At 38.2% G+C, this 26,338-nt stretch carries 26 protein-coding genes; 17 read left to right on the top strand and 9 right to left on the bottom strand.

Features of this window, described 5'->3' with window-relative positions; translation table 11 throughout:
• Positions 1 to 53: 53 nt before the first annotated feature.
• Entirely contained in the window at positions 54 to 1,826 is a 1,773-nt protein-coding gene (typA, locus tag ACKTS5_RS11775; RefSeq protein ID WP_408044071.1) for a translational GTPase TypA, read from the top strand.
• 52 nt (positions 1,827 to 1,878) lie between these two features.
• Here typA and ACKTS5_RS11770 read toward each other — a convergent pair whose 3' ends face one another.
• On the bottom strand, positions 1,879 to 2,790 hold the full coding sequence (locus ACKTS5_RS11770; protein ID WP_408044070.1) for a DUF4476 domain-containing protein: 912 nt from the start codon (positions 2,788 to 2,790) through the stop codon (positions 1,879 to 1,881).
• A gap of 990 nt (positions 2,791 to 3,780) precedes the next feature.
• On the opposite strand from ACKTS5_RS11770, the gene ACKTS5_RS11765 reads away from it, so the two are divergent.
• The 13 genes from ACKTS5_RS11765 to ACKTS5_RS11705 all read left to right on the top strand — a co-directional run bounded on the left by ACKTS5_RS11765 (position 3,781) and on the right by ACKTS5_RS11705 (position 16,518).
• Positions 3,781 to 5,316 (top strand): tetratricopeptide repeat protein, encoded by a 1,536-nt coding sequence (locus ACKTS5_RS11765; protein WP_408044069.1) that lies wholly within the window; start codon positions 3,781 to 3,783, stop codon positions 5,314 to 5,316.
• 451 nt (positions 5,317 to 5,767) lie between these two features.
• Positions 5,768 to 6,625 (top strand): ATP phosphoribosyltransferase, encoded by an 858-nt coding sequence (gene hisG / locus ACKTS5_RS11760; RefSeq protein WP_408044068.1) that lies wholly within the window; start codon positions 5,768 to 5,770, stop codon positions 6,623 to 6,625.
• Between the two features lie 2 nt (positions 6,626 to 6,627).
• The gene (hisD, locus tag ACKTS5_RS11755; protein ID WP_408044637.1) at positions 6,628 to 7,917 is read left to right on the top strand and encodes a histidinol dehydrogenase; all 1,290 of its coding nucleotides are present in this window, start codon (positions 6,628 to 6,630) and stop codon (positions 7,915 to 7,917) included.
• The gene (hisC, locus tag ACKTS5_RS11750) at positions 7,910 to 8,956 is read left to right on the top strand and encodes a histidinol-phosphate transaminase (protein WP_408044067.1); all 1,047 of its coding nucleotides are present in this window, start codon (positions 7,910 to 7,912) and stop codon (positions 8,954 to 8,956) included. The genes hisD and hisC overlap by 8 nt, the downstream gene beginning before the upstream one ends.
• 1 nt (position 8,957) lies before the next feature.
• The gene (gene hisB, locus ACKTS5_RS11745) at positions 8,958 to 10,094 is read left to right on the top strand and encodes a bifunctional histidinol-phosphatase/imidazoleglycerol-phosphate dehydratase HisB (RefSeq protein ID WP_408044066.1); all 1,137 of its coding nucleotides are present in this window, start codon (positions 8,958 to 8,960) and stop codon (positions 10,092 to 10,094) included.
• A complete protein-coding gene (hisH, locus tag ACKTS5_RS11740) occupies positions 10,094 to 10,675 on the top strand; it encodes an imidazole glycerol phosphate synthase subunit HisH (RefSeq protein WP_408044065.1) in 582 nt (193 codons plus the stop codon). The genes hisB and hisH overlap by 1 nt, the downstream gene beginning before the upstream one ends.
• Positions 10,672 to 11,385 carry a 1-(5-phosphoribosyl)-5-[(5-phosphoribosylamino)methylideneamino]imidazole-4-carboxamide isomerase gene (hisA, locus tag ACKTS5_RS11735; protein ID WP_408044064.1) on the top strand — a complete coding sequence of 238 codons (714 nt, stop codon included), beginning with the start codon at positions 10,672 to 10,674 and terminating at the stop codon, positions 11,383 to 11,385. Before hisH ends, hisA begins: the two co-directional genes overlap by 4 nt.
• Entirely contained in the window at positions 11,379 to 12,131 is a 753-nt protein-coding gene (hisF, locus tag ACKTS5_RS11730) for an imidazole glycerol phosphate synthase subunit HisF (RefSeq protein WP_408044063.1), read from the top strand. The genes hisA and hisF overlap by 7 nt, the downstream gene beginning before the upstream one ends.
• On the top strand, positions 12,128 to 12,712 hold the full coding sequence (gene hisIE / locus ACKTS5_RS11725) for a bifunctional phosphoribosyl-AMP cyclohydrolase/phosphoribosyl-ATP diphosphatase HisIE (RefSeq protein ID WP_408044062.1): 585 nt from the start codon (positions 12,128 to 12,130) through the stop codon (positions 12,710 to 12,712). Before hisF ends, hisIE begins: the two co-directional genes overlap by 4 nt.
• A gap of 199 nt (positions 12,713 to 12,911) precedes the next feature.
• The gene (locus ACKTS5_RS11720) at positions 12,912 to 13,877 is read left to right on the top strand and encodes a fasciclin domain-containing protein (protein WP_408044061.1); all 966 of its coding nucleotides are present in this window, start codon (positions 12,912 to 12,914) and stop codon (positions 13,875 to 13,877) included.
• A 163-nt stretch (positions 13,878 to 14,040) separates the two neighbouring features.
• Positions 14,041 to 15,204 carry a class I SAM-dependent methyltransferase gene (locus tag ACKTS5_RS11715; RefSeq protein ID WP_408044060.1) on the top strand — a complete coding sequence of 388 codons (1,164 nt, stop codon included), beginning with the start codon at positions 14,041 to 14,043 and terminating at the stop codon, positions 15,202 to 15,204.
• Positions 15,197 to 15,769 (top strand): Crp/Fnr family transcriptional regulator, encoded by a 573-nt coding sequence (locus tag ACKTS5_RS11710; protein ID WP_408044059.1) that lies wholly within the window; start codon positions 15,197 to 15,199, stop codon positions 15,767 to 15,769. Before ACKTS5_RS11715 ends, ACKTS5_RS11710 begins: the two co-directional genes overlap by 8 nt.
• 74 nt (positions 15,770 to 15,843) lie before the next feature.
• A complete protein-coding gene (locus tag ACKTS5_RS11705; protein ID WP_408044058.1) occupies positions 15,844 to 16,518 on the top strand; it encodes a type 1 glutamine amidotransferase domain-containing protein in 675 nt (224 codons plus the stop codon).
• 215 nt (positions 16,519 to 16,733) lie between these two features.
• Here the strand turns inward: ACKTS5_RS11705 and ACKTS5_RS11700 are convergent, their stop codons facing one another.
• Positions 16,734 to 17,624 (bottom strand): hypothetical protein, encoded by an 891-nt coding sequence (locus ACKTS5_RS11700; RefSeq protein ID WP_408044057.1) that lies wholly within the window; start codon positions 17,622 to 17,624, stop codon positions 16,734 to 16,736.
• Between the two features lie 383 nt (positions 17,625 to 18,007).
• On the opposite strand from ACKTS5_RS11700, the gene ACKTS5_RS11695 reads away from it, so the two are divergent.
• Positions 18,008 to 18,688, top strand: coding sequence for a hypothetical protein (locus ACKTS5_RS11695; protein ID WP_408044056.1), 681 nt, complete (start codon positions 18,008 to 18,010; stop codon positions 18,686 to 18,688).
• A 403-nt stretch (positions 18,689 to 19,091) separates the two neighbouring features.
• Here ACKTS5_RS11695 and ACKTS5_RS11690 read toward each other — a convergent pair whose 3' ends face one another.
• A complete protein-coding gene (locus ACKTS5_RS11690) occupies positions 19,092 to 20,600 on the bottom strand; it encodes a hypothetical protein (RefSeq protein ID WP_408044055.1) in 1,509 nt (502 codons plus the stop codon).
• 155 nt (positions 20,601 to 20,755) lie between these two features.
• Here ACKTS5_RS11690 and yiaA point away from each other — a divergent pair, with 155 nt between their 5' ends.
• Together yiaA and ACKTS5_RS11680 are read left to right on the top strand one after the other, a co-directional pair.
• Positions 20,756 to 21,223: an inner membrane protein YiaA gene (gene yiaA / locus ACKTS5_RS11685; protein ID WP_408044054.1), complete on the top strand. Its 468-nt coding sequence runs from the start codon at positions 20,756 to 20,758 to the stop codon at positions 21,221 to 21,223.
• A gap of 90 nt (positions 21,224 to 21,313) precedes the next feature.
• Positions 21,314 to 22,237 carry an EamA family transporter gene (locus tag ACKTS5_RS11680; protein ID WP_408044053.1) on the top strand — a complete coding sequence of 308 codons (924 nt, stop codon included), beginning with the start codon at positions 21,314 to 21,316 and terminating at the stop codon, positions 22,235 to 22,237.
• Here the strand turns inward: ACKTS5_RS11680 and ACKTS5_RS11675 are convergent.
• From ACKTS5_RS11675 to ACKTS5_RS11650, 6 genes are all read right to left on the bottom strand, one after another.
• Complete coding sequence (locus ACKTS5_RS11675) at positions 22,212 to 23,033, bottom strand: DUF1853 family protein (protein ID WP_408044052.1); 822 nt, start codon at positions 23,031 to 23,033, stop codon at positions 22,212 to 22,214. The two genes, ACKTS5_RS11680 and ACKTS5_RS11675, sit on opposite strands and share 26 nt — an antisense overlap.
• Positions 23,034 to 23,037: 4 nt before the next feature.
• A complete protein-coding gene (locus ACKTS5_RS11670; RefSeq protein WP_408044051.1) occupies positions 23,038 to 23,541 on the bottom strand; it encodes an OmpH family outer membrane protein in 504 nt (167 codons plus the stop codon).
• 66 nt (positions 23,542 to 23,607) lie between these two features.
• Positions 23,608 to 24,522: a tRNA (adenosine(37)-N6)-dimethylallyltransferase MiaA gene (miaA, locus tag ACKTS5_RS11665; protein WP_408044050.1), complete on the bottom strand. Its 915-nt coding sequence runs from the start codon at positions 24,520 to 24,522 to the stop codon at positions 23,608 to 23,610.
• Positions 24,522 to 25,340 carry an ion transporter gene (locus tag ACKTS5_RS11660; RefSeq protein ID WP_408044049.1) on the bottom strand — a complete coding sequence of 273 codons (819 nt, stop codon included), beginning with the start codon at positions 25,338 to 25,340 and terminating at the stop codon, positions 24,522 to 24,524. The genes miaA and ACKTS5_RS11660 overlap by 1 nt, the downstream gene beginning before the upstream one ends.
• Positions 25,341 to 25,377: 37 nt before the next feature.
• Positions 25,378 to 25,926: an acyl-CoA thioesterase gene (locus ACKTS5_RS11655; protein ID WP_408044048.1), complete on the bottom strand. Its 549-nt coding sequence runs from the start codon at positions 25,924 to 25,926 to the stop codon at positions 25,378 to 25,380.
• Complete coding sequence (locus ACKTS5_RS11650; protein WP_408044047.1) at positions 25,913 to 26,302, bottom strand: 6-phosphogluconate dehydrogenase; 390 nt, start codon at positions 26,300 to 26,302, stop codon at positions 25,913 to 25,915. Before ACKTS5_RS11650 ends, ACKTS5_RS11655 begins: the two co-directional genes overlap by 14 nt.
• Between the last annotated feature and the right edge of the window lie 36 nt (positions 26,303 to 26,338).

The raw sequence follows: 26,338 nt of genomic DNA, 5'->3' as shown, positions 1-26,338 counted from the left end.
CCATTTTATTTACATAATATATAGTACTTTTGCCGCAAATTTAACGGAGCAAAATGCAATCAATTAGAAACATCGCTATTATAGCACACGTTGACCACGGTAAAACCACCTTGGTTGATAAAATTATAGACCAAGCTAAAATCTTAGATGAACGTAAAGAACGCACTGACTTATTATTAGATAATAATGACTTAGAAAGAGAGCGTGGTATTACAATTTTATCTAAAAACGTATCTGTAAACTACAAAGGCGTTAAAATTAATGTAATCGATACTCCTGGTCACGCCGATTTTGGTGGTGAAGTAGAGCGTGTTTTAAAAATGGCTGATGGTGTACTCTTATTGGTAGATGCATTTGAAGGACCAATGCCGCAAACGCGTTTTGTATTGGGGAAAGCGATTGAATTAGGATTGACTCCGATTGTGGTAGTAAATAAAGTAGACAAGGAGAACTGTACTCCTGATCTCGTACACGAAAAAGTGTTTGATTTGATGTTTGCTTTGGAAGCTACTGAAGCGCAATTAGATTTTACAACCATTTACGGTTCTGCAAAGAACGGATGGATGAGTACCGATTGGAATGAGCCTACTGAAGATATCGTTCCGTTGTTAGACGCCGTGTTGGAAACGATTCCAGAAGCGCCTTACAGAGAAGGTTCTCCTCAAATGCAAATCACGTCATTAGATTATTCTTCATTTAAAGGACGTATTGCCATCGGACGTGTATTCCGTGGTGATTTGGAAAAGAATAAAGATTATATGCTTTGTAAAGCTGACGGGACTACCAAAAAAGTTCGTATCAAAGAATTACACGTCTTTGAAGGAATGGGGAAAGCTGAAGCCGATAAAGTTAGAAGTGGAGATATTTGTGCCGTTACCGGAATAGATGATTTCGAGATTGGAGATACCATCGCCGATTTAGAAGCTCCTGAAGCTATGCCGCGTATTGAAGTTGACAAGCCTACGATGAGTATGTTGTTTACCATTAACAACTCACCATTTTACGGTAAAGAAGGAAAATACGTAACTTCACGACACTTACGTGATCGCCTGTACAAAGAAACTGAGAAAAACTTAGCCTTGAGAATTGAAGATACCGATACGGAAGATAAATTCAACGTATTCGGACGTGGAATTCTTCACTTATCTGTTTTAATTGAAACGATGAGAAGAGAGGGCTATGAATTACAAGTAGGTCGTCCTAAAGTAATTTTAAAGGAAATCGACGGTGTAAAGTGCGAGCCTTATGAGACTTTAGTAATCGATGTACCTGAAGAGTTAGCAAGTAAAGCCATTAACCTCGTTACGATGCGTAAAGGTGACTTATTGGTAATGGAGCCTAAAGGAGATTTACAACACTTAGAGTTTGATATTCCATCTAGAGGATTAATCGGACTTAGAAATAAGTTGTTGACAGCGACTCAAGGAGAGGCTATTATTAACCACCGTTTACGTGGATATGACGCGTATAAAGGAGAGTTTTCTGATGTTGTAAACGGAGCAATCGTTTCGTCGGAAGCAGGAAAAGCGACAGCCTATGCTATTGACAGATTACAAGATCGTGGAAAGTTCTTTATCGATCCTAACCAAGAAATCTACAAAGGACAGGTAGTGGGAGAGAATGCAAAGCAAGATGACTTAGCTGTAAACTTAATTAAAGGAAAGAAATTGACGAATGTACGTGCTTCTGGATCTGATGATGGAGTTAAAATTGCTCCAAAAATCGATATGTCTTTAGAAGAGTGTATGGAATACATCAAGGATGATGAGTACTTAGAAGTAACTCCTGAAAGCTTGAGAATGCGTAAAATTAACTTTGTGCGCTAGTTCGTAGAAAGAATCATAAAAAAAAACTCCACCGTTTCCGGTGGAGTTTTTTTTATTGCTTGTGTTCGAGTAAAAAACGATCAAAGTCCTTTTTGTTGTTGATGAATCGAAGCAAATCTCTGAACTTGTAAAATTGATCTTTGTAGTCTACAAAATCAAAGCTGTACTTCAGCAGGACTAATTTATCATCATCGAATGAGAATTCCTTAATAATTAAACGCAGTTGCGAAGGGTTAAAACAGTTCTTGGCAAGTTGCTTTTTTGCCAGATTGAGTTTGTCTTTCGGAAAGCGCTCGTCTTTTATGGTTTTAAGGATGTAGTCAAATTCACTCGGAGGTGTATGACAGGTGTCAACAGGCTCAGGAGTGTTGTACGTTTCGATCTGTTCATCGATAAACAAACGCAGGCGTTGCTTTTCCATATCACTATCGATTAATTGTAGGGTATAATAGTAATTTTCTACATCAATGGCGCCAGGAAAGGCGAACTTTAAGAAGCTCATTCTATAGCTTGTAAGTCCAATTTTTTGGGTTAACTTCATGAGTTGAGCAGTACTAAAGCAATTTCCGTCGGTCAATTTTTTTAAATCCGAAAAGAGCTCTTGATCATTAGGTGCATTGCTAGCTGTGTTCATGAGTGCTTTAAAAGCAAACTTTGACATAGGTTGTTTGCAATGGTCGTTGAGTATTCCGTGATAGTGCTTTAGCTTTGGGTAGTTAACAACAGGTTCTTGTACTGGAGTTGCTACTGCCTTCCCTTGTGTATGATGATATAATTTGATTGCATAGGCAAAAGAGCTAAACACGTCGTAGACCTTAAAAAAGTTTCGCTTGTCACGAATTCTTGGGTAGGCTTCTAAACAGAGCTTGTATTTCATCTTTTCACGAGGAAAGTAACTGCATAAATCAATGAGGTCATCTACGTACAACTCGTGATCATGGGTGTAATCCAAGGCTTTGGTCAAAACTAGTTCCTTGGCAGATTTCTGCTTTTGTAACTGGCTTTTAAATTGTTTGAAAGAATCACGTTGCTAAGCAAAACTCAAGGTACTAAGTAAGAGGAAATACAGTAGTGTAGTTTGAAACTTCATAAGGTTATTTTTAATATTCTTATGCTTGGATATTCAAACAGCGTGCCAAGAAATTAGCTAAACATGTATGTAAATAATAGTTTCTTTCGCTTAGTGCTGTAAATCAGTGAGTTGTTTTTGTAAAAAAAAAGGAGATTAAAATCAGTTAGCGTAACTGACAAAAAAGAAAAAAAGTTACCAAAATCACTTGCGATGTAATAAACTTAAGGGAAAAACGCTTGTTATGTTTTGGTAACTATAACTTAGTTATTAATAAATAAGGGAAAAAATTAATAAACTTTGATACAAATATACAGGCTTTATTGCTTGCTTTTGCTGGTGTAGTAGTTTTGTAGCGTACTATATTTTTACTACACTGTAGAAAATCTTAATGTTAACCTATTGTTAACTAGATGTTTATTTATTTTTAATAAAAAGCGTAATTTATTGTGATGTAATTAGTGGTATTGTCGCTTCGTTGGCGTATAAACAAAAAAAAGTTACCAAAAGTAGGAATGTAGTAGGTTCAAGGGATTACATTACGACGTCTTTGGTAACTCATTGTGAGATATTAATAACTAAGGGGAAAGAATTAATAAATCTGGGCTAAATGTACAGGTTAAATAGTATGGATTTGAGGGTGTAGTATGAATGCAGTGGTTTTTAACGAGGTAGATTACAGTGTTATATGTCGAAAAAACCGAGTAAATAAAGGAGATTCGGTGATAATTTTTTTGTTTGTTAGTAGTAAAAAATATGTGTAAAAAATTTACAGTGTAGTGTTTTTGATGTATATTTAAAACATCTTTTAGAACAAGAGAGAAGGGGAAACATTTTTTAGTAAACAGATGTAGTGCGTTTGACGTGCTGCTAAAAGTGATGTATATGGTAAAATATAAACTACTTTTTTTCTCTTTGTGTATCTATGTTATGTCGGGGCTATTGCAGGCTGTGCAGGCGCAGCAATCTTCTTCAGATGACCGGCAGGTGAAAGACCGACTTATTAAAGATTACTATCGCTTCCAGAAGAGTGAGGATGAACGCTTGTTAGATAGTATTTTACGTTTTGTAAAGCTCAATAAACTCGAATTTAAAGAAGATTCCATCACGAGTAAAATACGCTATTTACAAGGAGTCAATAATCTGTTTTTACAACGTTTTGAAAAGGCAGAATCACTATTCCAACAATCAAAAGTACTCGCGGAAAAAACGAATGATGTACTATTAAAAGGGACCATTGCCAATTCACGGGGAGTTACATTTTCTATGGGAATGAAAGATTTTGTCACGGCCGAAAAACTGTATCGAGAAGCAATAGCGAACTTTCAGCTAATCAACGAGCTACCCCAGCAAATAGACGCTTTTTATAATTTGACAGTGAACTCCCGAAAGCTTCAAAAATGGAATAAGTCTAATAGGTACGCACAAGACTGCCTTGAACTCATAGCCCAGTATCAGTTTAAAAGGGGAGGAGTAAAACGCTTGTATTACTTTATAGGAGACAATTATTTGAAAATGAATCAGCTCGATAAGGTTGAGGAGTACCTTCAAAAGTCGGATAGTGTGCACCTCAGAGGTGATGTCTATACAGAAGGACTGGTAGATGAATCTTATGCCCGTTTGTACGCTGCGAAAAAAGAGTATGAGCGTTCCCTAATGTATTATGAAAAAGCAATTTCCAACTTGCGAGATTACAATCAGCAATACCAAGGGAATATCCGAGCTTCTTTTGTTAAAGAGCTCGACCTTGAAAACAAAGTGAAAATTCAAAAAGACAGCGTTATTGCCAGCCAAAAACAACGTCTTTTGTTAAGTACAACAGTAATTTTATTGCTTGTATTGTTGCTCATACTGTTGTTTTGGGTAATTCGAAACAATCGTCAGAAAAAAATTAAAATCCAGGATTTAAATGAGGATTTACAGCGTTTGATTGCCGACCTAAAAAATAAGAATACCGATTTGGTAACGAACAAGAAACAAATTGAAGAGTTGTTGCAAATGAATGAACAGGCGATGTTTTCAAGGGTGTTGAAAATTTCTACCTACAACGATACTATTCGCAAAATAAGTGCCGATATCGATGCCTATCAAGATAATTCATCCAGTTCATCACCCTATTTAAGCAAGGTGAATAAAAAATTACTCGATTTAATTTCAGAGGAGGAACTCTGGGAAGATTTTAAAATACAATTCGAAAAAATAAGACCGCAATTCTTTAATAAATTAAAGGATTTTGCACCGAATTTATCAGTCAATGACCTTAAACATTGTACGTATATCGTATCAAATTTGAAAAGTAAAGAGGTCGCTCAGTTGATCAATGTGTCTCCGAGAAGTGTGGAAACAACGCGATACCGCATCAAGAAAAAGCTAAGTTTAGAACGCGAAGACAATTTGTACGATTTACTGAGTAGTCTTTAAAAAAGAAAAGTTATCAAAACAATACAATTGAATTGATAACTTTATCAACGGTAAACTCTAAAAAGGGAGACCTTCTTTCGAAAAAAGAAAGCCTGAACTTTATTGAGGCTAAAATACTAGGAGTTCCTGCATGTTTTAAAGATGTAGTACATTTGTCGTACTATTGCCACTTTTAGAAATGCCCTAGTGTAAAGGCAATGTTAAATTTTTAAATAAAGTTTGGAAAACTAAAAATTTATTACAAATATTTGTAGCGTTAAAAACAAAGACATGAGTTTTATTCAATTACATCATCATCATCATCATACTTGCACTCAGGCGAGCTGACGATGTATTGAATAAATGTAAATATATTAACAACCCGTTTGAGTAAATCGAACGGGTTTTTTATTTCCAGGTACCAGAAATCTAAAATACTTCTCCGATTTACTCAAACCCAACAAAAATAACAATGAGTAAATTAAGAATAGCGATTCAAAAATCGGGTCGACTTAATCAAGATTCTTTACAAATATTAAAAGACTGTGGTATCTCCATCGATAATGGAAAAGATCAGTTAAAGGCTTCGGCTAGCAATTTTCCTTTGGAGGTTTTTTATTTGAGAAATGGTGATATTCCTCAGTATTTAAAAGATGGAGTGATCGATGCAGCCATAATTGGTGAGAACCTCCTCGTCGAAAAAGGAGCGGGTATTTCTTATGTGGAAAAATTAGGTTTCTCCAAATGTAAAGTATCCCTTGCGATCCCAAAATCAGAGTCTTATGCTGGTTTGGACTACTTCGAAAACAAACGTATCGCGACATCTTATCCTAATACAGTAAAAAAATATCTCGATGCTCAAGGAGTAAAGTATCAGTTACATATCATTAACGGATCAGTAGAGATTGCACCCAATATCGGTTTGGCAGATGGTATTTGTGATATAGTTTCGAGTGGTTCTACTTTGTTTAAAAACAACTTAAAAGAAGTAGAAGTATTGCTAAAATCAGAAGCTGTGCTTGCTGTGGCTCCTAAAATTGCTGCGGAAGAGCAAGCCCTGTTAGAAACGCTTTTGTTTAGAATTAGAGCAGTTCTTAAAGGACGAAATTCGAGATATGTATTACTAAATGCACCTAATGAAAAGCTTGATAAAATCATAGACATCTTACCGGGAATGCGCAGCCCAACAGTATTACCATTGGCAGAAGAAGGGTGGAGTTCTGTACACTCTGTGTTGGATAAAAACAAGTTCTGGGAAATCATCGATGAGTTAAAACGCAATGGAGCTGAGGGAATCTTGGTTTGTCCAATCGAAAAAATGGTGGTGTAATGATGAAGGTAATTAAGTATCCAAAGCGTGAAACTTGGCAAAACTTATGCCAGCGCGCACAAATTGAACGTAAAACACTCACGAGTAGCGTTGCTGATATCTTAGAAACCGTAAAACTAAAGGGGGATCGTGCTTTACTCGATTTTACTGAAAAGTTTGACGGCGTAGCACTTGACAGTCTAGTGGTGCAACCTGAGGAGATAACCGAGGCAAAAACTAAGGTGAGTACCGAGTTAAAAGAGGCTATTGTGTTGGCAAAAAACAATATTGAACGCTTTCACAAAACGCAACAATCTAACGAGAAGAAGGTAGAAACGATTGAGGGAGTGGTTTGTTGGAGGAAAAGTGTGGCGATCGAAAAGGTAGGCCTGTACATCCCGGGTGGAAGTGCTCCTTTATTTTCAACCATCCTGATGTTAGCAATTCCAGCCCGAATCGCAGGGTGCAAAGAAATAGTATTGTGTACACCTCCGAATGCAGCGGGTAGCATCGCTCCTGAAATTTTGTTTACGGCGAATTTAGTGGGGGTTACGAAAATAGTGAAAGTCGGGGGGGCTCAGGCAATTGCAGCCATGGCTTACGGTACGACGTCCGTACCCAGAGTATACAAAATTTTAGGACCGGGCAATCAGTATGTAACCAAGGCAAAAGAATTGGTTCAGATTGATGGAGTAGCTATTGACATGCCTGCTGGGCCAAGTGAGGTCTTGGTACTGGCCGATGAAACTGCGGTACCCGAATTTGTGGCTGCCGATTTGCTTTCACAGGCGGAACACGGACCTGATAGTCAGGTGATTTTGGTAGGAACAACAGCTGAGATACTCGAAAAAACACTCCGAGAATTGGAAAAGCAATTAGCAGCACTACCAAGGAAAACTATTGCTAGTAAGGCCTTAGATAATAGTCGTGCTATTTTAGTTGAATCGTTGACAGAGGGAATTGCGTTTAGTAATGAGTACGCTCCGGAACACCTTATCCTAGCCTCAGAAAATGCCAGTACTGTGATGGATGCTATTGTAAATGCAGGTTCTGTTTTTTTGGGGAATTACAGTTGTGAAAGCGCAGGAGATTATGCTAGTGGCACAAATCATACCTTGCCGACAAACGGTTTTGCGAAAAATTTTAGCGGAGTGTCCTTAGACAGTTTTGTCAAAAAAATAACCTTCCAAGAACTCACAAAAAAAGGAATTCAAAACATCGGTCCGGCCATTGAACTCATGGCAGCTGCGGAAGGATTAGATGCACATAAAAATGCAGTTACCCTGCGCTTAAACCAAGTAGAAAATGTTTAATTTAGAAGCGATTACCAGAAAAAATATATGGAATTTAAAGGCTTACAGTTCCGCCAGAGATGAATTTCAAGGGAAGGCAGAGGTATATTTAGATGCCAATGAAAATCCTTTTGGAAACTTAAACCGCTATCCAGATCCTTATCAACGTTCAGTGAAGGAGCGATTGAGTGTATTAAAAGGACTGCCGGTAAATCAGGTATTTATAGGAAATGGTAGTGATGAAGTAATTGATTTGTGTTTGCGAATTTTCTGTGAACCTGGAAAAGAGAAAGCCTTGACTTTTGTACCTACTTATGGTATGTACCAAGTATCGGCGGCCATCAATGATATTGAGTTACTCGAGTTACCGTTAACAGATGATTTTGATATTGATTTGGAGTTGGTACAGCCGTATTTAACCGACGCGTCCTTAAAAGTGATCTTTTTGTGCTCCCCCAACAATCCTACCGGAAACTGTTTGTCGGTTGAGCGTATTGCAAGCATAGCCAAGGCGTTTCGTGGGGTAGTGCTCGTTGACGAGGCCTATATAGACTTTAGTACGCAGACCTCATGGACGGAACAATTGGCAGCGTATCCGAATCTAATTATCTCACAAACATTTAGCAAAGCTTGGGGTATGGCCGCAGCACGTGTTGGAGTAGCATATGCATCATCAGAAATTATTGGGCTTTTTAATAAAGTAAAGCCTCCTTACAATATCAGTAGTCTAAACCAACAGGCCGTATTGACTAGCTTAGATGCATTGGAACTTTACGAACGTAACAAAGCCAAAGTGCTCAATGAACGTGAAGTGCTATTACGAGAATTGCCTACAATCGGATTAGTAAAGAAAATTTATCCAACCGAAACTAATTTCATCCTCGTGGAAATGCTCGATGCGGATACCGTATACGAACAATTGGTAGCTCGAGGAATTATTATTCGAAATAGGTCTTCATTGATCGCCAACTGTTTGAGAATAAGTGTAGGTACCCAGCAAGAAAACAAACAATTAATCAACGCATTAAAAGCATTAAGTGAACGCTTAGTAACCGAGTAAAATGAAACAAAAAGTATTATTTATAGATAGAGATGGAACGCTCATTAAAGAACCTGCAGATGAACAAATTGATTCATTTGAAAAATTAGTATTTTATCCGAAAGTATTTGAAGGCCTGGGAAAAATAGCCAAAGAATTGGACTACGAATTGGTATTGGTCACCAACCAGGATGGCCTAGGAACCGATGTATACCCAGAAGCTACGTTTTGGCCTGTTCACAAGTTTGTGATGGCTACCTTAGAAAATGAAGGTATTCAATTTGCTGCTGAACATATCGATGTCACTTTTGCAAAGGACAATCAGCCTACGAGAAAACCGAATACAGGCCTATTAACGAAGTACTTTTCTGAGGCTTATGATTTGGAAAATTCACTGGTGATTGGTGATCGACTCACCGATGTAGCACTGGCTAAAAACTTAGGAGCAAAGGCAATTTTTATTAATGATAAAACGTATCTGGGAGCCGAAGAGGTGGCTGGAGAAGAACGTGAGTTGGAAGAGTATATAGCGCTGGAAAGCAATGATTGGTGTGAAATTTACGAATTTTTAAAACTCACAGTACGCAAAGCAGAACTCGTTCGCAATACGTCGGAAACGGAGATTGCCATGAGCTTGAATTTGGACGGAACAGGAAAGGCGACCATCGATACGGGTATCCCATTTTTTGATCACATGCTCGATCAGATTGCGCGTCACGGTCAAATGGATTTATCAATTGAGGTAAAAGGTGACCTCGAAGTTGATGAGCACCACACAATAGAAGATACAGCTATTGCTTTAGGAGAGTTGTTTGCTAAGGCATTGGGTGATAAAATTGGAATTGAACGCTACGGATTTTGCCTGCCGATGGACGATTGCTTGGCACAAGTAGCTATCGATTTTGGAGGACGTAATTGGTTGGTTTGGGAAGCTGAGTTCAAGAGAGAGATGATTGGAAAGATGCCGACAGAAATGTTTTATCACTTTTTTAAATCGTTTACCGATGGCGCCAAATGCAACTTGAATATCAAAGCGGAAGGTCAAAATGAGCACCACAAGATTGAGGCGATTTTTAAAGGCATGGCAAAGGCCATGAAGGCAGCCGTTCGAAGAGATCCAGAGAAAATGATTTTACCATCGACTAAAGGAGTTCTGTAATGATAGCAATAGTAAAATACAACGCAGGAAATATTCGTTCGGTGAAAAATGCGGTAACTGCCTTGGGGTATGACTGTATTATTACGGACAATCCGGAGGAGTTAAAAGCAGCTGACAAGGTAATTTTTCCTGGGGTGGGAGAGGCGAGTTCCGCAATGAACTACTTACAAAAAAGAGGATTGGATACAGTATTGACTTCCTTGACACAACCCGTATTGGGAATTTGTTTAGGCTTGCAGTTGCTGTGTGACTATTCTGAAGAAGGAGAAGTAGCTTGTTTAGGAGTGTTTAAAACCAAAACCAAGCGCTTTCCAGAGGGGAAGAAGATCCCTCATATGGGATGGAACAATTTTACGAGTCTAGCTGCTCAGCCAATTTTAGAGTCCATGAATGCTGTTGATGATGTGTATTATGTACACAGCTATTATGCGGAACCATGCGAATCAACCATCGCAATTTGTGATTATGGAATTCCGTTTAGCAGTGTGATGCAGCGCGATAATTTTTACGCAATGCAGTTTCATCCGGAAAAATCGGCACAAGTAGGACGAGTACTATTACAAAACTTTTTAGAATTATGAGAATCATACCAGCAATAGATATAATAGAAGGAAAATGCGTGCGCTTGACCAAAGGCGATTACGATACTAAAAAAATATACAACGAAAACCCCTTAGAAGTAGCTAAGGAATTTGAAGCAAACGGAATAACGTATCTACACGTAGTGGATTTAGATGGTGCAAAGGCGCAGCAAATTGTCAATTACAAGGTTTTAGAAACCCTTGCCAGCAAAACAAATTTACAAATTGATTTTGGTGGCGGATTAAAATCTGACAATGACGTACGCATCGCTTTTGAATCGGGGACCAACCAGGTTACAGGAGGAAGTATCGCTGTAAAAAACAAAGAACTCTTTACAAATTGGTTACAGCGATATGGAGCAGACAAAATAATACTAGGAGCAGATTGCAAAAACAGGAAAATTGCCACCCACGGATGGATGGAAGTATCGGAGTTGGACGTAGTAGATTTTGTGAAATCCTACGAAAAATTAGGTGTTGAGCAAGTAATTTGTACGGATGTGGCAAAGGATGGAATGCTGCAAGGAGCCGCCTTTGAATTGTATGCTGAGATCTTGAGAAAAACAGGAGTTAGTTTGATTGCAAGTGGAGGAGTTTCTTCTGTATCGGATCTATACAAACTAAAAGAACTGGGCTGTGAAGGCGTTATTATTGGTAAGGCTATTTACGAAGGATACATCACCCTAAAAGAACTCGTAGCCCTATGTTAAAGAAAAGAATTATTCCGTGCTTGGATATTAAAAATGGACGGACGGTAAAGGGAGTGAACTTCGTCGATATTATTGACGCCGGAGATCCTGTAGAATTAGCGAAACGCTATGTAGAAGAAGGAGCAGATGAATTGGTATTTCTCGATATTACAGCGACTTTGGAGAATAGAAAAACCTTGGTTGCATTGGTGGAGCGCATCGGTGAAGTTATTGATATTCCTTTTACTGTTGGAGGAGGTATTAACACCGTAGACGATGCCTTGCGCTTGATAGAGGCAGGAGCTGATAAAGTGAGTATCAATTCTGCAGCAGTGAGAAATCCCGAATTAATTGTAGCCTTATCAGAGCGATTTGGAAGCCAATTTGTCGTGGTAGCTATTGACACAAAATACGTGGATGGAACTTGGAAAGTATTTACCAAAGGAGGTACTCATGAAACCAACTTAAGCACGCTCGATTGGGCTCGAAAAGTTGCCGAGCTAGGCGCAGGTGAAATTTTATTGACTTCGATGAATAACGACGGAACCAAGGAAGGTTTTGCCCTTGACATTACCCGAGAAGTGAGTGCAAACTTGTCAATTCCTGTTATCGCATCTGGAGGAGCTGGGGCAGTAACCCATTTTAAAGAGGTGTTTTCTGAAACAGAAGCCAGTGCAGGGCTCGCTGCAAGCATCTTTCACTTCGGAGAAATTCCAATACCGACCTTAAAAAAGTATTTAAAAACAGAAAATATTGCCATACGATGAACATAGATTTTGAAAAGGGAAACGGACTGGTGCCAGTTATCGTTCAAAATGCCCTAAGCCTAGAAGTATTAATGCTGGGTTATATGAACCAAGAAGCTTTTGATACAACCGTACAAAGTAACAAAGTGACTTTTTTTAGTAGGTCAAAAAATAGGTTGTGGACCAAAGGAGAAGAATCGGGGAATTTCCTCGAACTCCAGTCATACAAGATCGATTGCGATGCAGATACCATTTTGGTACAAGCAATTCCGAAGGGCCCTACCTGCCACAAAGGAACGTCCTCGTGTTTTGGGGAAGCCAGTTCGAAAGGCTTTTTATACCAACTAGAGGCAACCATTACCGAGCGTATTGCTACTGACGACTCGAGCTCATATACCAATAGTCTATACAAAAGAGGTATCAACAAAATGGCACAGAAAGTAGGAGAGGAAGCTGTAGAGCTCGTTATTGAGGCAAAAGACGATAATCGCGACTTATTTGTCAATGAAGCCGCCGATTTACTTTATCACTTTCTCATATTATTATATGCAAAAGGCCTGAGTTTATCAGACATTGAAGCAATTTTAAAATCAAGAAGTTAAAAATGTTTAATAAAAATTATTAAAAGTTAAACAAAATTTATATCTTTGGAGTAACACTTTGACAAGCAAACGGATAAGTGTTATTTTTTTCACTAGTGAGTTTTTGTTTATTTTTTCTCTTTAAAAGTTAAACAAACGTCTTGGTAATGCCGAAAGCAGACGCAAATAATCGAGTAGGCACTAACTTAAAACTAATACGATGTTTATTAAAAAACTAAAATCAATTCTTGTACTTAGCATGTTGATGGGAACCACGGTATTATTGTCGTGCAGCGATGATGATACACCAGCAGTAGAAACCCAAAAAGATATCGTTGAACTCGCAGCAGCAAATTCGAACTTGAGTTCCTTAGTAGCTGCGGTAGACAAAGCAGGACTAGCAAGTGTGTTAAAAGGAAACGGACCTTTCACGGTTTTCGCACCAACCAACGCAGCTTTTCAAGCCTTATTAGATTCAAATAGTAGTTGGAATACTTTAAATGATATTCCACAAGATGTATTGGTAAATGTGTTAAAATTTCACGTACTGTCATCAGAAGTGAAATCAGGACAATTGACAAATGGATATACGCCAACCTTGGCTACAGGACCAAATTCTGAATACTTATCATTACAAGTTGCCACGACTGGAGGAGTTAAGTTTAACGGTTCAGCAGCTCCAGTTAGTGTAGATATTGACGCTAAAAACGGAGTAGTACATGTAATTGACAAGGTCATGTTACCACCAAATGTTGTAGAGTTAGCGTTAAACAATCCTGACTTTTCAAGCTTGGTAGCAGCATTGACAGATAGCCGACACACCACTGATTTTGTGGCTGTATTGAAAGGGAATGGTCCATTTACGGTATTTGCTCCTACCAATGCCGCGTTCAAAAACTTACTTGACAGTAATGCATCGTGGAATTCGATCGCCGATATTCCGATTGCAACCCTTGAAGCGGTATTGAAGTATCACGTAGTGAATGCAGCCAACGTACAGGCAAAACAATTGACAGACAAACAAGAAATTACTATGTTGAATAACGCCAAAGTAACGGTTGATTTAACGAACGGCGCAAAATTAAAAAGTGCTAGCAACCAAGAGGTAAATATTACAGCTACCGATGTACAAGGTGCTAATGGAGTAATTCACGTCATTGACAAAGTATTGATTCCAGGAACGTAACAGTTATTTTTTCATAGCTTAATAGTTGGTAAATCGGTGGTAAATTGTTGGTTATTTATCGCCGGTTTCCTTTTTATTGAATGGACTTGTTTGTCCGAACTACTCCCTAAAATTGCTTTGGTATTCCTGTGACTTTCCTTTAAAGTTTGCGTATTTTTGCAAAATGAAAGAAGAATTGACCCCATTAATATCAGCCTTTGAACAACGTGTTAGTGATGATAGTTTTGTAAAATTAACTTTGAGCAAGCCTATCCGCAAGAGCGAAAAATTACAAAATGTTTACATCAGGCAGGTCTTGATCAAAGACGAGCTAAATTATCAATTTTTATACCGTTATACGACCAACGATCAGGTTAAAAATTACTCGTTTGAAGAGGGCGTGTCATTGCTGGTAACTTTGCTAGCAGAAAACTTTCGAGCAGCTACGCTGTTTTCATTGGAAAATGACTTTTTAACATTTGTATCCAAAAAGAAAAAAGTGAGTTTTAAAACAACGGCGGCAAGCTTTAAAAATAAACCTCCACAAAGCCATGACAAACCCAAGTTAAAACGAGCAGAAGACAGTCTGTATTTAAAAGAGTTGGGAGTGTTGGATAATGAGGGGAATCTCATTCCTAAAATGTCGGATAAATACCGTCAAATTAATAAATATTTAGAGGTAATTGAAGCGCAGTTAAAGTCCGTAAAGCTTCCGAAACAAATTCATATTGTTGACATGGGCTCTGGAAAAGGGTATTTGACTTTTGCCCTTTATGATTATTTGGTCAATAAGAAAGGGTTCGAGGTGAGTATGACAGGAATAGAATTGCGCACAGAATTGGTGAATTATTGTAATGACCTAGCTGAAAAATGTAACTTTACAAAGTTGGATTTCGCCGCTAAGCCTATCGAGGAGTACAACGAAAATCAAATCGATATACTCATTGCCTTACACGCCTGCGATACCGCAACCGACGATGCAATTTACAAAGGATTGGTGGCAAATGCATCACTCATTATTTGTGCTCCTTGTTGTCATAAACAAGTTCGTCAGCAGGTAAAAGGAAAGGAGCAAGAAAGTCCTATTTTAAAATACGGTATTTTTAAGGAACGCCAGTTTGAAATGGTCACTGATACCTTGCGTGCGTTGATCATGGAAAAGCACAACTATCAAACCAAAGTATTTGAGTTTATTAGCAATGAGCACACGCGTAAAAATGTGATGCTCGTAGGAGCGAAAACCAGTAAAAAAGTAGATGCAGACTTCTATGATAGTAAAATTGCGGCGCTAAAAGAAAGTTTTTGTATTGAACAACACTATCTAGAAGGATTGCTGTGGCATGAATAGACAGCAAGTAACCACGGCATTTAAGGGACTTGACCTGACAGAATCGAACTGGAACCGCATACAAAAGGTATTTACAGAATTGCGATTGAAAAAGGGAGAGCAACTCTTGAAAGCAGGGGAGGAAGCGCGTTATCAATACTATGTGATGGACGGTTGCTTAAGAACTTACTTTCTCGATGATAAAGCCAAAGAGCACACGGTTCAGTTTGCGATTACCGATTGGTGGATTAGTGACTATATGGGGTACTTTTTAGAAGGACCTTCGGAACTGTATATCGAGAGCATCTCGGAAGCTGTAGTTTTTAAGGTAGCGAAAGAAGATATGGATATTTTAATGGAGAGCCTACCTGAAGTGACTAATTTTTACCGAAAAAAATTAGAACGCGCCACGGTTCGATTTCAAAAGCGAATACTGTATAACCTCGCGTATACTGCCAAGGAACGTTACCTGCAATTTTTAAAACAATACCCCAATATAGAACAGCAAATAAAAAACTACCACTTGGCTTCTTACCTCGGAATTACTACAGAAAGCTTGAGTAGAATAAGAAAAGAGCTTCAGTAGTTCGAAATTACCATAGGTCAATTTTTTTCATATTCCTAAAGAGTACTTTTGAAAGTAATTTAAATAAAGATAGTATGAAAAAAGTTTTAATGGTACTTACCAGCCATGACCAGTTAGGAGATACGGGATTAAAAACAGGATTTTGGATAGAGGAATTTGCAGCGCCATATTACGTGCTCAAAGATCAGGGAATCGATATTACGTTGGCGTCGCCTAAAGGAGGACAGCCGCCAATTGATCCGAAGAGTGACGAACCAGATTTTCAAACTCCGGCAACCGAGCGCTTTCATCAGGATGTTGAATTACAGGAGTTATTGGCCAAAACACTACAGTTGTCTGAAGTAAATGCGGCCGACTATGCTGCGGTATTTTACCCAGGAGGTCACGGTCCGTTGTGGGATTTAGCTACAGATACTGCTTCAGTACATCTTTTAAATGCTTTTGCTGCTGCGAACAAGCCGATAGGAGCTGTTTGTCATGCCCCAGCAGTATTTAAAGATGTGGTGGTAAACGATATGCCTTTTGTGAAAGGTAAAAAGCTCACAGCGTTTTCAAATACCGAAGAAGCGGCTGTACAATTGACAGACGTGGTTCCGTTTTTAGTGGAAGACATGCTCGTAGAACGCGGAGCTGTTTACAGCAAAGCCAACGACTGGGAATCGTATGCGATAGTAGATGGAAATCTAATAACCGGACAAAACCCGGCCTCTTCAGAAAAGGTAGCAACCTTGCTTTTGGAGCAACTTTAAAACTCTTGAGTTCCTTGAATTCAAGGAACTCAATTAAGAGCTCTTTTTCGGGAGGGCATGGTTAAAAAATACTGCTGTCAAAGATGGAAACATCAGTACTAGATAAAAAGTAGCACAAAAAAAGCTCAATGAAAATTGAGCTAGTTGTAAATGGTGATTTCTTCATCTATTCTTTTACTGATGAATGTTTAATGTTGATGTTTTGATTAATAAGTTTAAGGTTTTTCTAACTCTAGTTTTTTAAGTCTGGCTTGAATGTCGAGAAGTTTTTTGTTTAGCGATTTTAACGCTTCAATTTCCTTAGCTTGACGAGCTATTTCTTTCTCTTGTTGTATGGTATAAAGCGTTAATTCTTCTATTTTTTGAAGTAATTTAGCATCCATTTCTCCTAAAAAGATACCATTTTCTTCTACTTCTTTGGCACTGGGAATACCTTGTAGGTGTCCTTTTTCTTTAATGTGTTCTTCTACTTCCTTAAGTGTGGGAAGTTTATATGAGTCGTAAAAAACAAAATCAGACCATCCGGTTTCGACTTTTATTTCCTTAGCTCTAATATTTCCATTTACAGAAAGTTTCCAATTTCCTGTGTTGAGTGTGCCTATACCGACATTTCCTCCTTGATTAGCTAAGTAAATATTACCGTTCTTGTTGTAATTTAGATATATAGAACCGTCATGGGTACCTGCCATTAAGTGTAAGATTCCGTCAGATGATCTTCCGATGATTTTTGAATAGCCTGTAATAGCGCTTTCTTCGTTATTACCCTCATAAATTATGTCGTTTCCACTATCTAAAATTGATTTCCAAGAATACCAGGTATTTCCTCCTGATGAGTAATCAGCAAATCGAATTTTTAAACGGGGTATCGTATGACCTTTAAAAATCTGATAAGAATATCCGTAGCCATTACTACTATTGGTATATCCCAAAAGAGATCCATAATTAGCGGGATAGTTACTTCCATCATTAGAAACAAATCCACTATAAAATTGATTCAATGGGGTCTGTGATGGGGTTGTGTGATTTTTTCCTTGATAGGATTGATTGAATTGAGCGTGGATACCAGAAGTGATTCCTAGTGCCAGGATAAATAGAATTTTTTTCATAACGTTTTTTTGATTTCAACAGGACAAAGGTAATTAAAATGGTGTTTTGAATTACGGTTTTACGTAATCAAAAATGCTATGTGTGTTATACATTTGAGGTTCAACTGTGATTTGCTCTAAAGCACCTGTAGTCTCAAGTGTTTTGTTGGTGGGATGTATAAAAGAGTTTTATTGAAAATGTGAAACTTAAAGATTATTAAGTTTTGTTGTCAGGTGAGACTATATCATGATTGGAAGCTCAGTGATGAATCCCATGTCTATTTTCAATGGTCATTAAATGGACGTTTGGCGAACATAATTCTATAGAGAAAACATAGAGAAAAAGGCTTGTAGTGGAATGAAAAAGCGAAAAGAAATAATTTAACTAATCAATAATATATAAAATGAAAAATTACATATTAATTTTAGTAGCGTTTATTTTTAGTACATCTTGTGGAGATAAATCTAAAATAGGAAAATATACTAAAGAAGAGTTGCCTTCTGAATTTTCATACGTAATCGTCAGAGATGAAAGCGATAAGGCATTAGAGAAAAATGAACTTTATGTTGAGTTAAGTGATAAAATATCTGAAGGACAAATTGCAACAATTGCTAATGAATTATATAACTCTAGAGATAAGGAGCGACGTTTTTATATTTTTTATACCCTAAAAGAAGGTGGAAGAAGTAATTCGGTTTGGGCTGTAAGTCATTTCGATCCGAATTTAGAGATTTTAATTAATGGCTTGACAGCCACAGAAGAATTGAGTTTAAAGAAAAAAGCAGACAATATTGATGGAGAAATATTAGGGGAATTTTTTGAGGGAGAATACACATTAGGGCGTTATATTGTGTTCAAAAAAAATGATAGATTGTTTGTTAAAACAATTTTCAAAGATGGTTCATCAATGGTTGAAGAAATGAGAGAGAGCCAATCGCAAGCTGGTATAATACTTAATCCAAGAGAAGAATCGAACGGAGAATATTATATTTTAACTGGAAATACATTGGAGCTTTATAATTCTGACAATAAAAGATTCACTGTTGCAAAAAAGTATGAGGAAGTAAAAACGAATCCAAAATAGAGTGATATATCTTCTAGAGTACAATTTTTTGTTAGCTATATCTTATAAATAACCATTAACAAAAATAAAATACGAATGACCATATTTGATTTTTTTGGGTAAGATTAAATTCAGATGTTGATGTATTTGTAGAAATGATGAATCCAAAAATCTAAATATGTTTCAAAGCAAAACGATAATTTAGAGACACCTTTAAAAGTAGTAAATTTGAAGTACTCTGTTGAAAATTAATCAGTAAAAGAACAATGGGATTTCTTTACAAGATTGCGTATATAATTTGTTAAAATTAGAAAAAGAGTTATCCAATAAGATTAGGGGTGTCGTGTTAAGTCGCTTTTATAAAGGGTTTTATGTTGGTGGGGTTTCAGTAAATTAAGTAAACGGAGATCAAATCGAATGTTTACTAATCCATTCGTGCAGTTTTGATAAGTTCAAGAGTCGTTGCAAATAGGTCTTTGGAATGCATTTTACTTTTGAGCCAAGCGTAAAAACTCATGGCAAAAATGTCTTCTTGTAAAGCGCCAATAAAGTCAAAAGAACTTTCGACCATTTGAAAACAGTCTTCCGAACGAATCCATTGCGGATCATTGTGGAAGCGTTCAACGATCTCCAGATAGCGCAATACGCGCTCTTCTCCATGCGATAGTAAAAATGTACGGTACTTTCTGCGAAAACTCAGCAACCTCGATTCGAAGAGATCAAAGTGATTGAGTTCTTTGTGTAGTAGGAGTGCTATGAGATTTTTTTTGATGGTGATTTCTATGCCCGCTTGTTGTTCGTACCACAAATCGGAGTGCTGAAGTTTTGTATACGCCTTGTAGGCCGCCGTATAGTTTTGATTTTGAAAGTAACACATGATCAGGGTTAAATCACTTTCCAATTGAATTTTGACCTGAATGTTTTTTGTAGCTCTGCGTCCTTCCAAGATGCGAATGGCTTCTTGTTGATTGCCTAAATAGTTTGTATTAAGCGCTAGTAGGAGTGTGTATTCAGGTAAAAAAGTTGTGTAATACTTTTTTTGTTGTGAAACCATGGCTTGCTTCATCTGTTGTAAATACGATAAAGAGGATTCGAATTTCTTGTTGCGAAACAGCGTGTTGGCAATTAAAAACAACACTCTGATATGGTAAAACAATTGTTTTTCCTGATCTTTCTTGGCTTTTAATACTTGGTGTTGCGCAATGATAAACGATTCTATTTTTAAATAATCCTTACTCAAGTATGCCGATAAATTGGTCAGGGTAATCATTTGATAGAGCGACTTATACGAAAGGATGTCGTTGATGCTCACAGCGTGTTCCGAGCTTATCCTACTAACCAACTCTGAAAAGCTCACCGAAGTCCCTTGTTGCTGCTGTTCCTGTAAGGCATTTCTGATTTTTGCATAGATGATGTTGAATTCCTCTGCGGTGTTTTGTAACTGTTGGTTTTTCCGAAATCGTTCAATGAGGACCTTTAAATCTACCTGTTCAAAATGATGAGCGTACTGAATAAGTGTATGGTATACCTCGGTAAGTAGGGTATACAAATCATGAGCCAAGGCAATTTTCTCTGTTTTGATGAGTAGCTTGTAAGCAAGTTTGTAGTTTTTTTGATAGAGAAAATCACGAGCCGCAAGTATGTATTTCGCTAGTGAGATATCGATGGAGTTTTCTCCTTGCATTTTACTAGACGCGATAAAATCGATCAGCACTTCAAAAACGCGATTTCTCAAACTGTACAAGGCTTGTTTGTTAGGCTTTGCATATAGTTGTTCACAAAGAAAAGCAGTGTCTGTTTTTCCTGCGCGTAGCAAACGGACTAAGGCTGTGTTCTTTACGTCCCCTCGACGGTTTTTATGAGTTAAAAATGCTTCAAATTCCAGGTATTCTCGTTCTGAAAATGCTTGAATTATAGGTGAAATTCCATTCATTAAATCATGAGTTTTTAGGTTTAAAAATACAAATTTAAATGGATTGGTTCGTTAATTTGCGTTTATTTAATCATGAGTTTTTTATAAAAACTGATTTGAAACTCTTATATGAGGACCGCATCTTTGACCCGTAATTAATTTTAAAAATGAAACAGATGGAATTGAAAGATGTAATTTCAAAAAGAAAACAAGTTAAGGTAAAGGTGTATGATCAGCGTCCTACACCTGCGTATATAGGAGCCTCTTGGGCGGTGTTGATTATCGGAGTGACGGCCTATTGTATAGGGTTGTGGAATGCCGACATGGAGTTGAATGAAAAAGGGTATTACTTTACGGTATTGCTATTTGGGTTGTTTTCTGTTATCTCAGTTCAAAAGGCAGTTCGCGATAAGCTCGAGGGTATTCAAGTAACGGAATTGTATTACGGAATATCGTGGTTTACCACGATTACCGCTATAGTGCTTTTGGTAGTTGGACTTTGGAATGCCGATTTGTTACTGAGTGAAAAGGGATTTTATGGAATGTCGTTTACCTTAAGTGTTTTTGCCGCAATCTCTGTTCAGAAAAATACACGAGATATGGCGTATATCAATGAACGTGAAGCGGTCGTACCTCAAGAGTAGTAACCATCGATTTTGGCAGACAGTAATAATTGAGATTAAAAGGTCTTTACTGAAAGTTTATTGATACATTTAAGACTTAAAAATCAAGTAATGAAAAAATCAGTAATTCTCATCGTATTGGCCTTTTTTTCTATTTATGTTATTTGGGGTTCTACGTACTTGTTAAACAAAATAGCGGTAGGAGAAATCGCTCCTATGTTTTTGGCAGCCATCCGCTTTACTACTGCGGGAGTATTGATTATGCTCATCGCCAAATTATTGGGTAAAAAGCTAAGCATAAGCCGACATCAACTAACCAATTCAACCATAGCCGGATTTTTGTTTTTGGTATATGGAAATGGGGTCTTTGTTTGGGCATTAAAATACGTTGACAGTGGTTTTGCTGCGCTCTTGGCATCAACCCAACCTCTGTTTGTATTGTTTCTAATGCGTTTGATAGACGGTAAGCGCATGCAACCCCGATCGATTATAGGTGTGGCATTGGGAATTCTGGGAATGTATTTATTGGTAAGTCAAGATACCATCACTGCATCAGAGGATAGTATTTTGGGAATATTCATGATTTTTAGCTGTGTGTTGAGTTGGAGTTATGGTAGTGTCTTCGTTTCGAAGGCTAACTTACCGAAAAACTTTTTCGTAAGTACGGGCTATCAGATGCTGATAGCTGGAATCTTGTTGTTTATCGTCAGTGGTATCATAGGAGAACCGTGGACAGGTCCGGAATTGTGGACAGTAGAAACGCGTTGGTCCATGGGCTTGTTAATTGTATTTGGAAGCATCGTAGCGTTTACCTCTTTTAACTATTTACTAAAGGAAGTTTCGACAGAGAAGGTAGCTACTTCTGCCTACGTAAATCCGGTGATTGCAATGCTATTAGGCTGGTATTTTTTGGAGGAGAGCTTGTCCAAGCAATCGATGATTGCATCAGCGGTATTGTTAACAGGCGTTTATTTTATCAATTCGCGAAAGCGCGTGAGCAAAACAAAGGTTACCACCAAACCACAAAAAGTTTAAGCAATTCTCCATTGGGTTGTTTTACCCACCATAGCGGTGCGTAGGAATCAGCTAATTGTTCTGAGCAACTGTGATAAAATTGTTCGTAGGAGTTCCATGCTACATCGGTATGCGGTTGTTGTAGCCAATCGTGTTTGACAGGTAAGTAGAACTTGCTTTTTTTCCAGTTTGCCAATTCTGAAATACCTGCGTAGTAGCCCTGTATACAATCGGCATTTAACAAATGAAAAGAGGGGGCTTTGTGTGCTTGTAAAGGAATAAATAGCTGAGCTTTAAAGTACACCTGTTGTTGCCAATTTGGATAGGCAATTGCTGCTGCTCGCAATTGTTGTTGGCATACAGGGTGATGGAGTAGTGGAAGCTGTTTGTTTTTTAATTTGTTCAACTTTTCAATCAGTGAGTCTTTGCGATTCGGACCAATCCAGTGTTCTAGTTCATGGCTGCCTACCGTGGGGTCGTATAAGTAAAATTTATACACCACTTCAAGGTGAATGGGAAGGTGGTTTTGCAACAGGAGGCAATCCAATTCTCCTAAGGTGATTTTTTCTTGTTGAATTTGAAGGTTTTCTGCTAAAATCTGCGTGTCTGATCGTTGGTTGAGTTCAAAAGAAACAAAGCGTTCAACGAACTTTCCCAGGCGTAACTTGCCGTCAATAGTATCGCTAAAACGTACTGGCGAAGGTTCATAGACTGCACTATAAGGTGCTAAATCAAAAACACCTTTTCCTTGCCACAGAAAAGGTGTCTCATAAAATCCTTTGTATTGTCGTTGTATTTGAAAATAGCTAAAAGCCATGGATTTACTCCTGAATACCCAATTTAGCCATTACCTTCTTTGTTAAATCGAAGTTCGGATCAATAAAAGCAAATTCGTTACCACTAGTGGTCAATACTTGGGTGTACCCTTCGCTTTTAGCAATTTCTTGAATTACTTCGTTGAGCTTTTTATACAACGGACGTATGTATTCGTCGCGTCTTAATTTCATGAGTGTTGTCCCATTTTGGCGGAATTTCCCCATTTCTTGTTCTAAGGCAGCGAGCTCTTGAATCTTCTCTTTGCGTTGTTGTTCTGTTAAGGTCTTTTCTACTTTCTTAAAAGCCTCGATTTTCTCTTTGTATGCAGTTGTTTTAATCTGATAGCTCGAATCCAGTTCTTTTGCATAGGCATTAATACGAACTAAAACATCTTTCATTTGCGGCATTTTACCAACAATCAATTCGGTGTCAATGGTACCTACCTTTGATTGAGCAAAAAACAAGCTCGTGGTAAATAAGCTAGCAATAAGTAATAATTTTAACTTCATTATAGATTATGTTTTGCACAAATATATAAAAGCCACTACGCTAAAGCCCTTAAAATTCGTTAAATTTTAGGAGTTTTCTTTGAGGATACTTTCAATTTTATGAATAATATTGTTGCGATCTTCTAAAAAATCAAACCAGAGCGTATCGGGATCTTTGCGAAACCAGGTGCCTTGCCTTTTGGCAAAGCGACGCGTATTTTTTTTGATCTCCGCAATGGCAGTTTCCAGCGAGCAGCGACCGTCAAAGTAGTCAAACAATTCACGGTATCCTACGGTTTGTAATGCATTGAGTTGCCTGTGTGGAACGAGCTGTTCAACTTCTTTTAGCAAGCCTTTATTCATCATGATATCTACGCGTTTTTCAATGCGCTCATAGGTAATTTCACGGGCTGCGTTCAGTCCGATTTTAATGCTGTTGAAGTTACGAGGTCTCTTAGGTTTGTTTTTAAAGGAGGCGTAGGTTTTTCCAGTGCCAATACACACCTCGAGCGCTCGAATCACACGATGTGGATTGTCAATAGCGATATTGTTGTAAGTTTCAGGGTCTAAGCTTTGTAGTTGTTGTTGAAGGCTTTCCAAGCCCTCGCTTTCCAAACGTTGGTTCAACGCTTCGCGAATTGCTGGTTCAATATCCGGAAAGTAATCCAGTCCTTTGAGTACGGCATCGACGTATAAACCGCTTCCGCCAACCATAATTTGAATCGGATTTTTTTCGAATAACTCGTCGAGCTTATCTAAGGCATCACGCTCAAACTGACCTACGCTATACTCATCTAATACGCTGAGGTTTTGTATAAAATGATGCGGCGCTGCAGCGAGTTCTTCGGGTTCTGGTACGGCCGTACCAATGCGCATTTCCTTAAAAAACTGTCTGGAATCACACGAGAGAATGTCGCAGTTAAAATGTTGTGCGAGCGCTATGCTCAATGAGGTCTTCCCGATGGCTGTTGCCCCAACTATGGTGATGAGTGTGTTTGTCATTAATCGTGTAGTTTACTACCGCAGTGATTACAAAAAATAGCATCGTCGTCGTGTCCTTCATACGAACAGTTCGGACAAGCTTGGGTGTTTAAGTGTACGTCGTTGAGCTTGGTCATTTCAGAACTCACGATTCCGGTAGGTACCGCAATAATTCCGTAACCTAGTATCATAACAATACTAGCTATGAGCTGACCTAAAGGTGTTTGTGGAGCAATATCGCCATAGCCGACCGTAGTCATGGTAACGATGGCCCAGTAAACACTTCTCGGTATACTCGTAAATCCGTTATCCGCTCCTTCAATTAAGTACATGATGGTTCCGATAATGATACAGAGTATAAGTACAAAGTACAAAAATACAGAGATTTTGGCTTTGCTGGCATTGAGAGCTTTGATAAAGTTATTCGATTCACCAATGAAGCGAGCTAATTTGAGTATTCTAAATATTCGGAGTAGTCGCAGGGCTCTTAACGCAACCAAACTGTGGGTACCCACAAAGAATATCGACAGGTATTTTGGTGCGGTTGACAGCAAATCGATAATACCGTAAAAGCTAAAAATATACCGCAGCGGTTTTTTAATGCTGATAATGCGCATACCGTACTCGACACTAAATAAAATTGTCAAAATCCATTCTCCTATATTGAGGAGGTCTCCATGCGTTTTTTGAATTTCAGGAACACTTTCTAGCATCACGAGTACCACAGAAGCCAAAATGGCTATTAGCAATACGATATCGAACAGTTTACCCGATCGGGTATCTGCCTCATAGATAATCTCGTGTAATTTCTCTTTCCAGCTAGGTTGGTTTGGTGTCAATGGTTTGGCTTTTAGGGTGTAAAATATTGTATGGGGACTACAAAGCGATCTTAACGTTGTGCTTTGTGAGTTCCTGTAGGTAATCGGTTGGATTAAAATCGTCACTATCAAATTCATCTTGACGTGTTTTTTTCATTTCCAAACGTTTGGCGGCTTTTAAAAAGCGTCGCATTTCTACTGGGGTTTGCAGCAATAAGCCTGGCACGGCCACGCCCTTACCCGATTCGTCTCGGGCTACCATAGTGAAATACGATGAATTACAGTGTTTCACTTTGCCGGTTTGTATGTTTTGGGCTTCTACGCGAATTCCTACAACCATTGATGTTCTTCCTACGTAATTAACAGATGCTTTCATGGTAACCAATTCTCCGACCTCTATGGGGTTTAAAAAATCCACGGTGTCTACTGATGCTGTAACACAGTAGGTAGCGGAGTGTTTGGAAGCACAGGCAAAGGCAATCTGATCCATGAGGTTTAATATGTAACCTCCGTGAATTTTACCACTGAAATTCGCATGTGATGGAAGCATGAGTTCCGATATACTGATACGCGTATTGTTAATGGGTATGTACTTATTGTTTTTCATTGTCATCGAGTAATCCTCTAAAATGAGGAGAGGCTTCTTTTTCTACTTTCGTTATAAAATATTTAGTGTCTCCCAACCAGAAAAAAGTTCCATATCGCTCTTTGTAATGAACTTTTACATAATGTCCCTGGTATTTTTGCAGGTCGGCGATTACCTGTTCTTCGCGGTCTTCAACAGAAAAGGAAAAAATTTGGGCTCCAGAGATTCCCTGGCTAATTTCTCCTTCCCAAGTTTTGATAGCAACTCCTTTATAGCTAATCTTAATCAGTTCTCCTGATCGTACGCCCTCACTGTAGGGAACGTAGTAAATAAAGGCGTAGTACAAACCTGCTATTAGCGCTATCGCGATGAGAATTAGGGCTAAAATTTTCTTCATATGCTCTTCGTATTTTAACAACAAAAGTAAGGTTAA

This window comes from Tenacibaculum litopenaei, from assembly GCF_964514025.1.
GTDB lineage: Bacteria > Bacteroidota > Bacteroidia > Flavobacteriales > Flavobacteriaceae > Polaribacter > Polaribacter litopenaei.
Note: the sequence above shows the minus strand (reverse complement) of the source record. Positions and strands in the feature narration are given on the sequence as shown.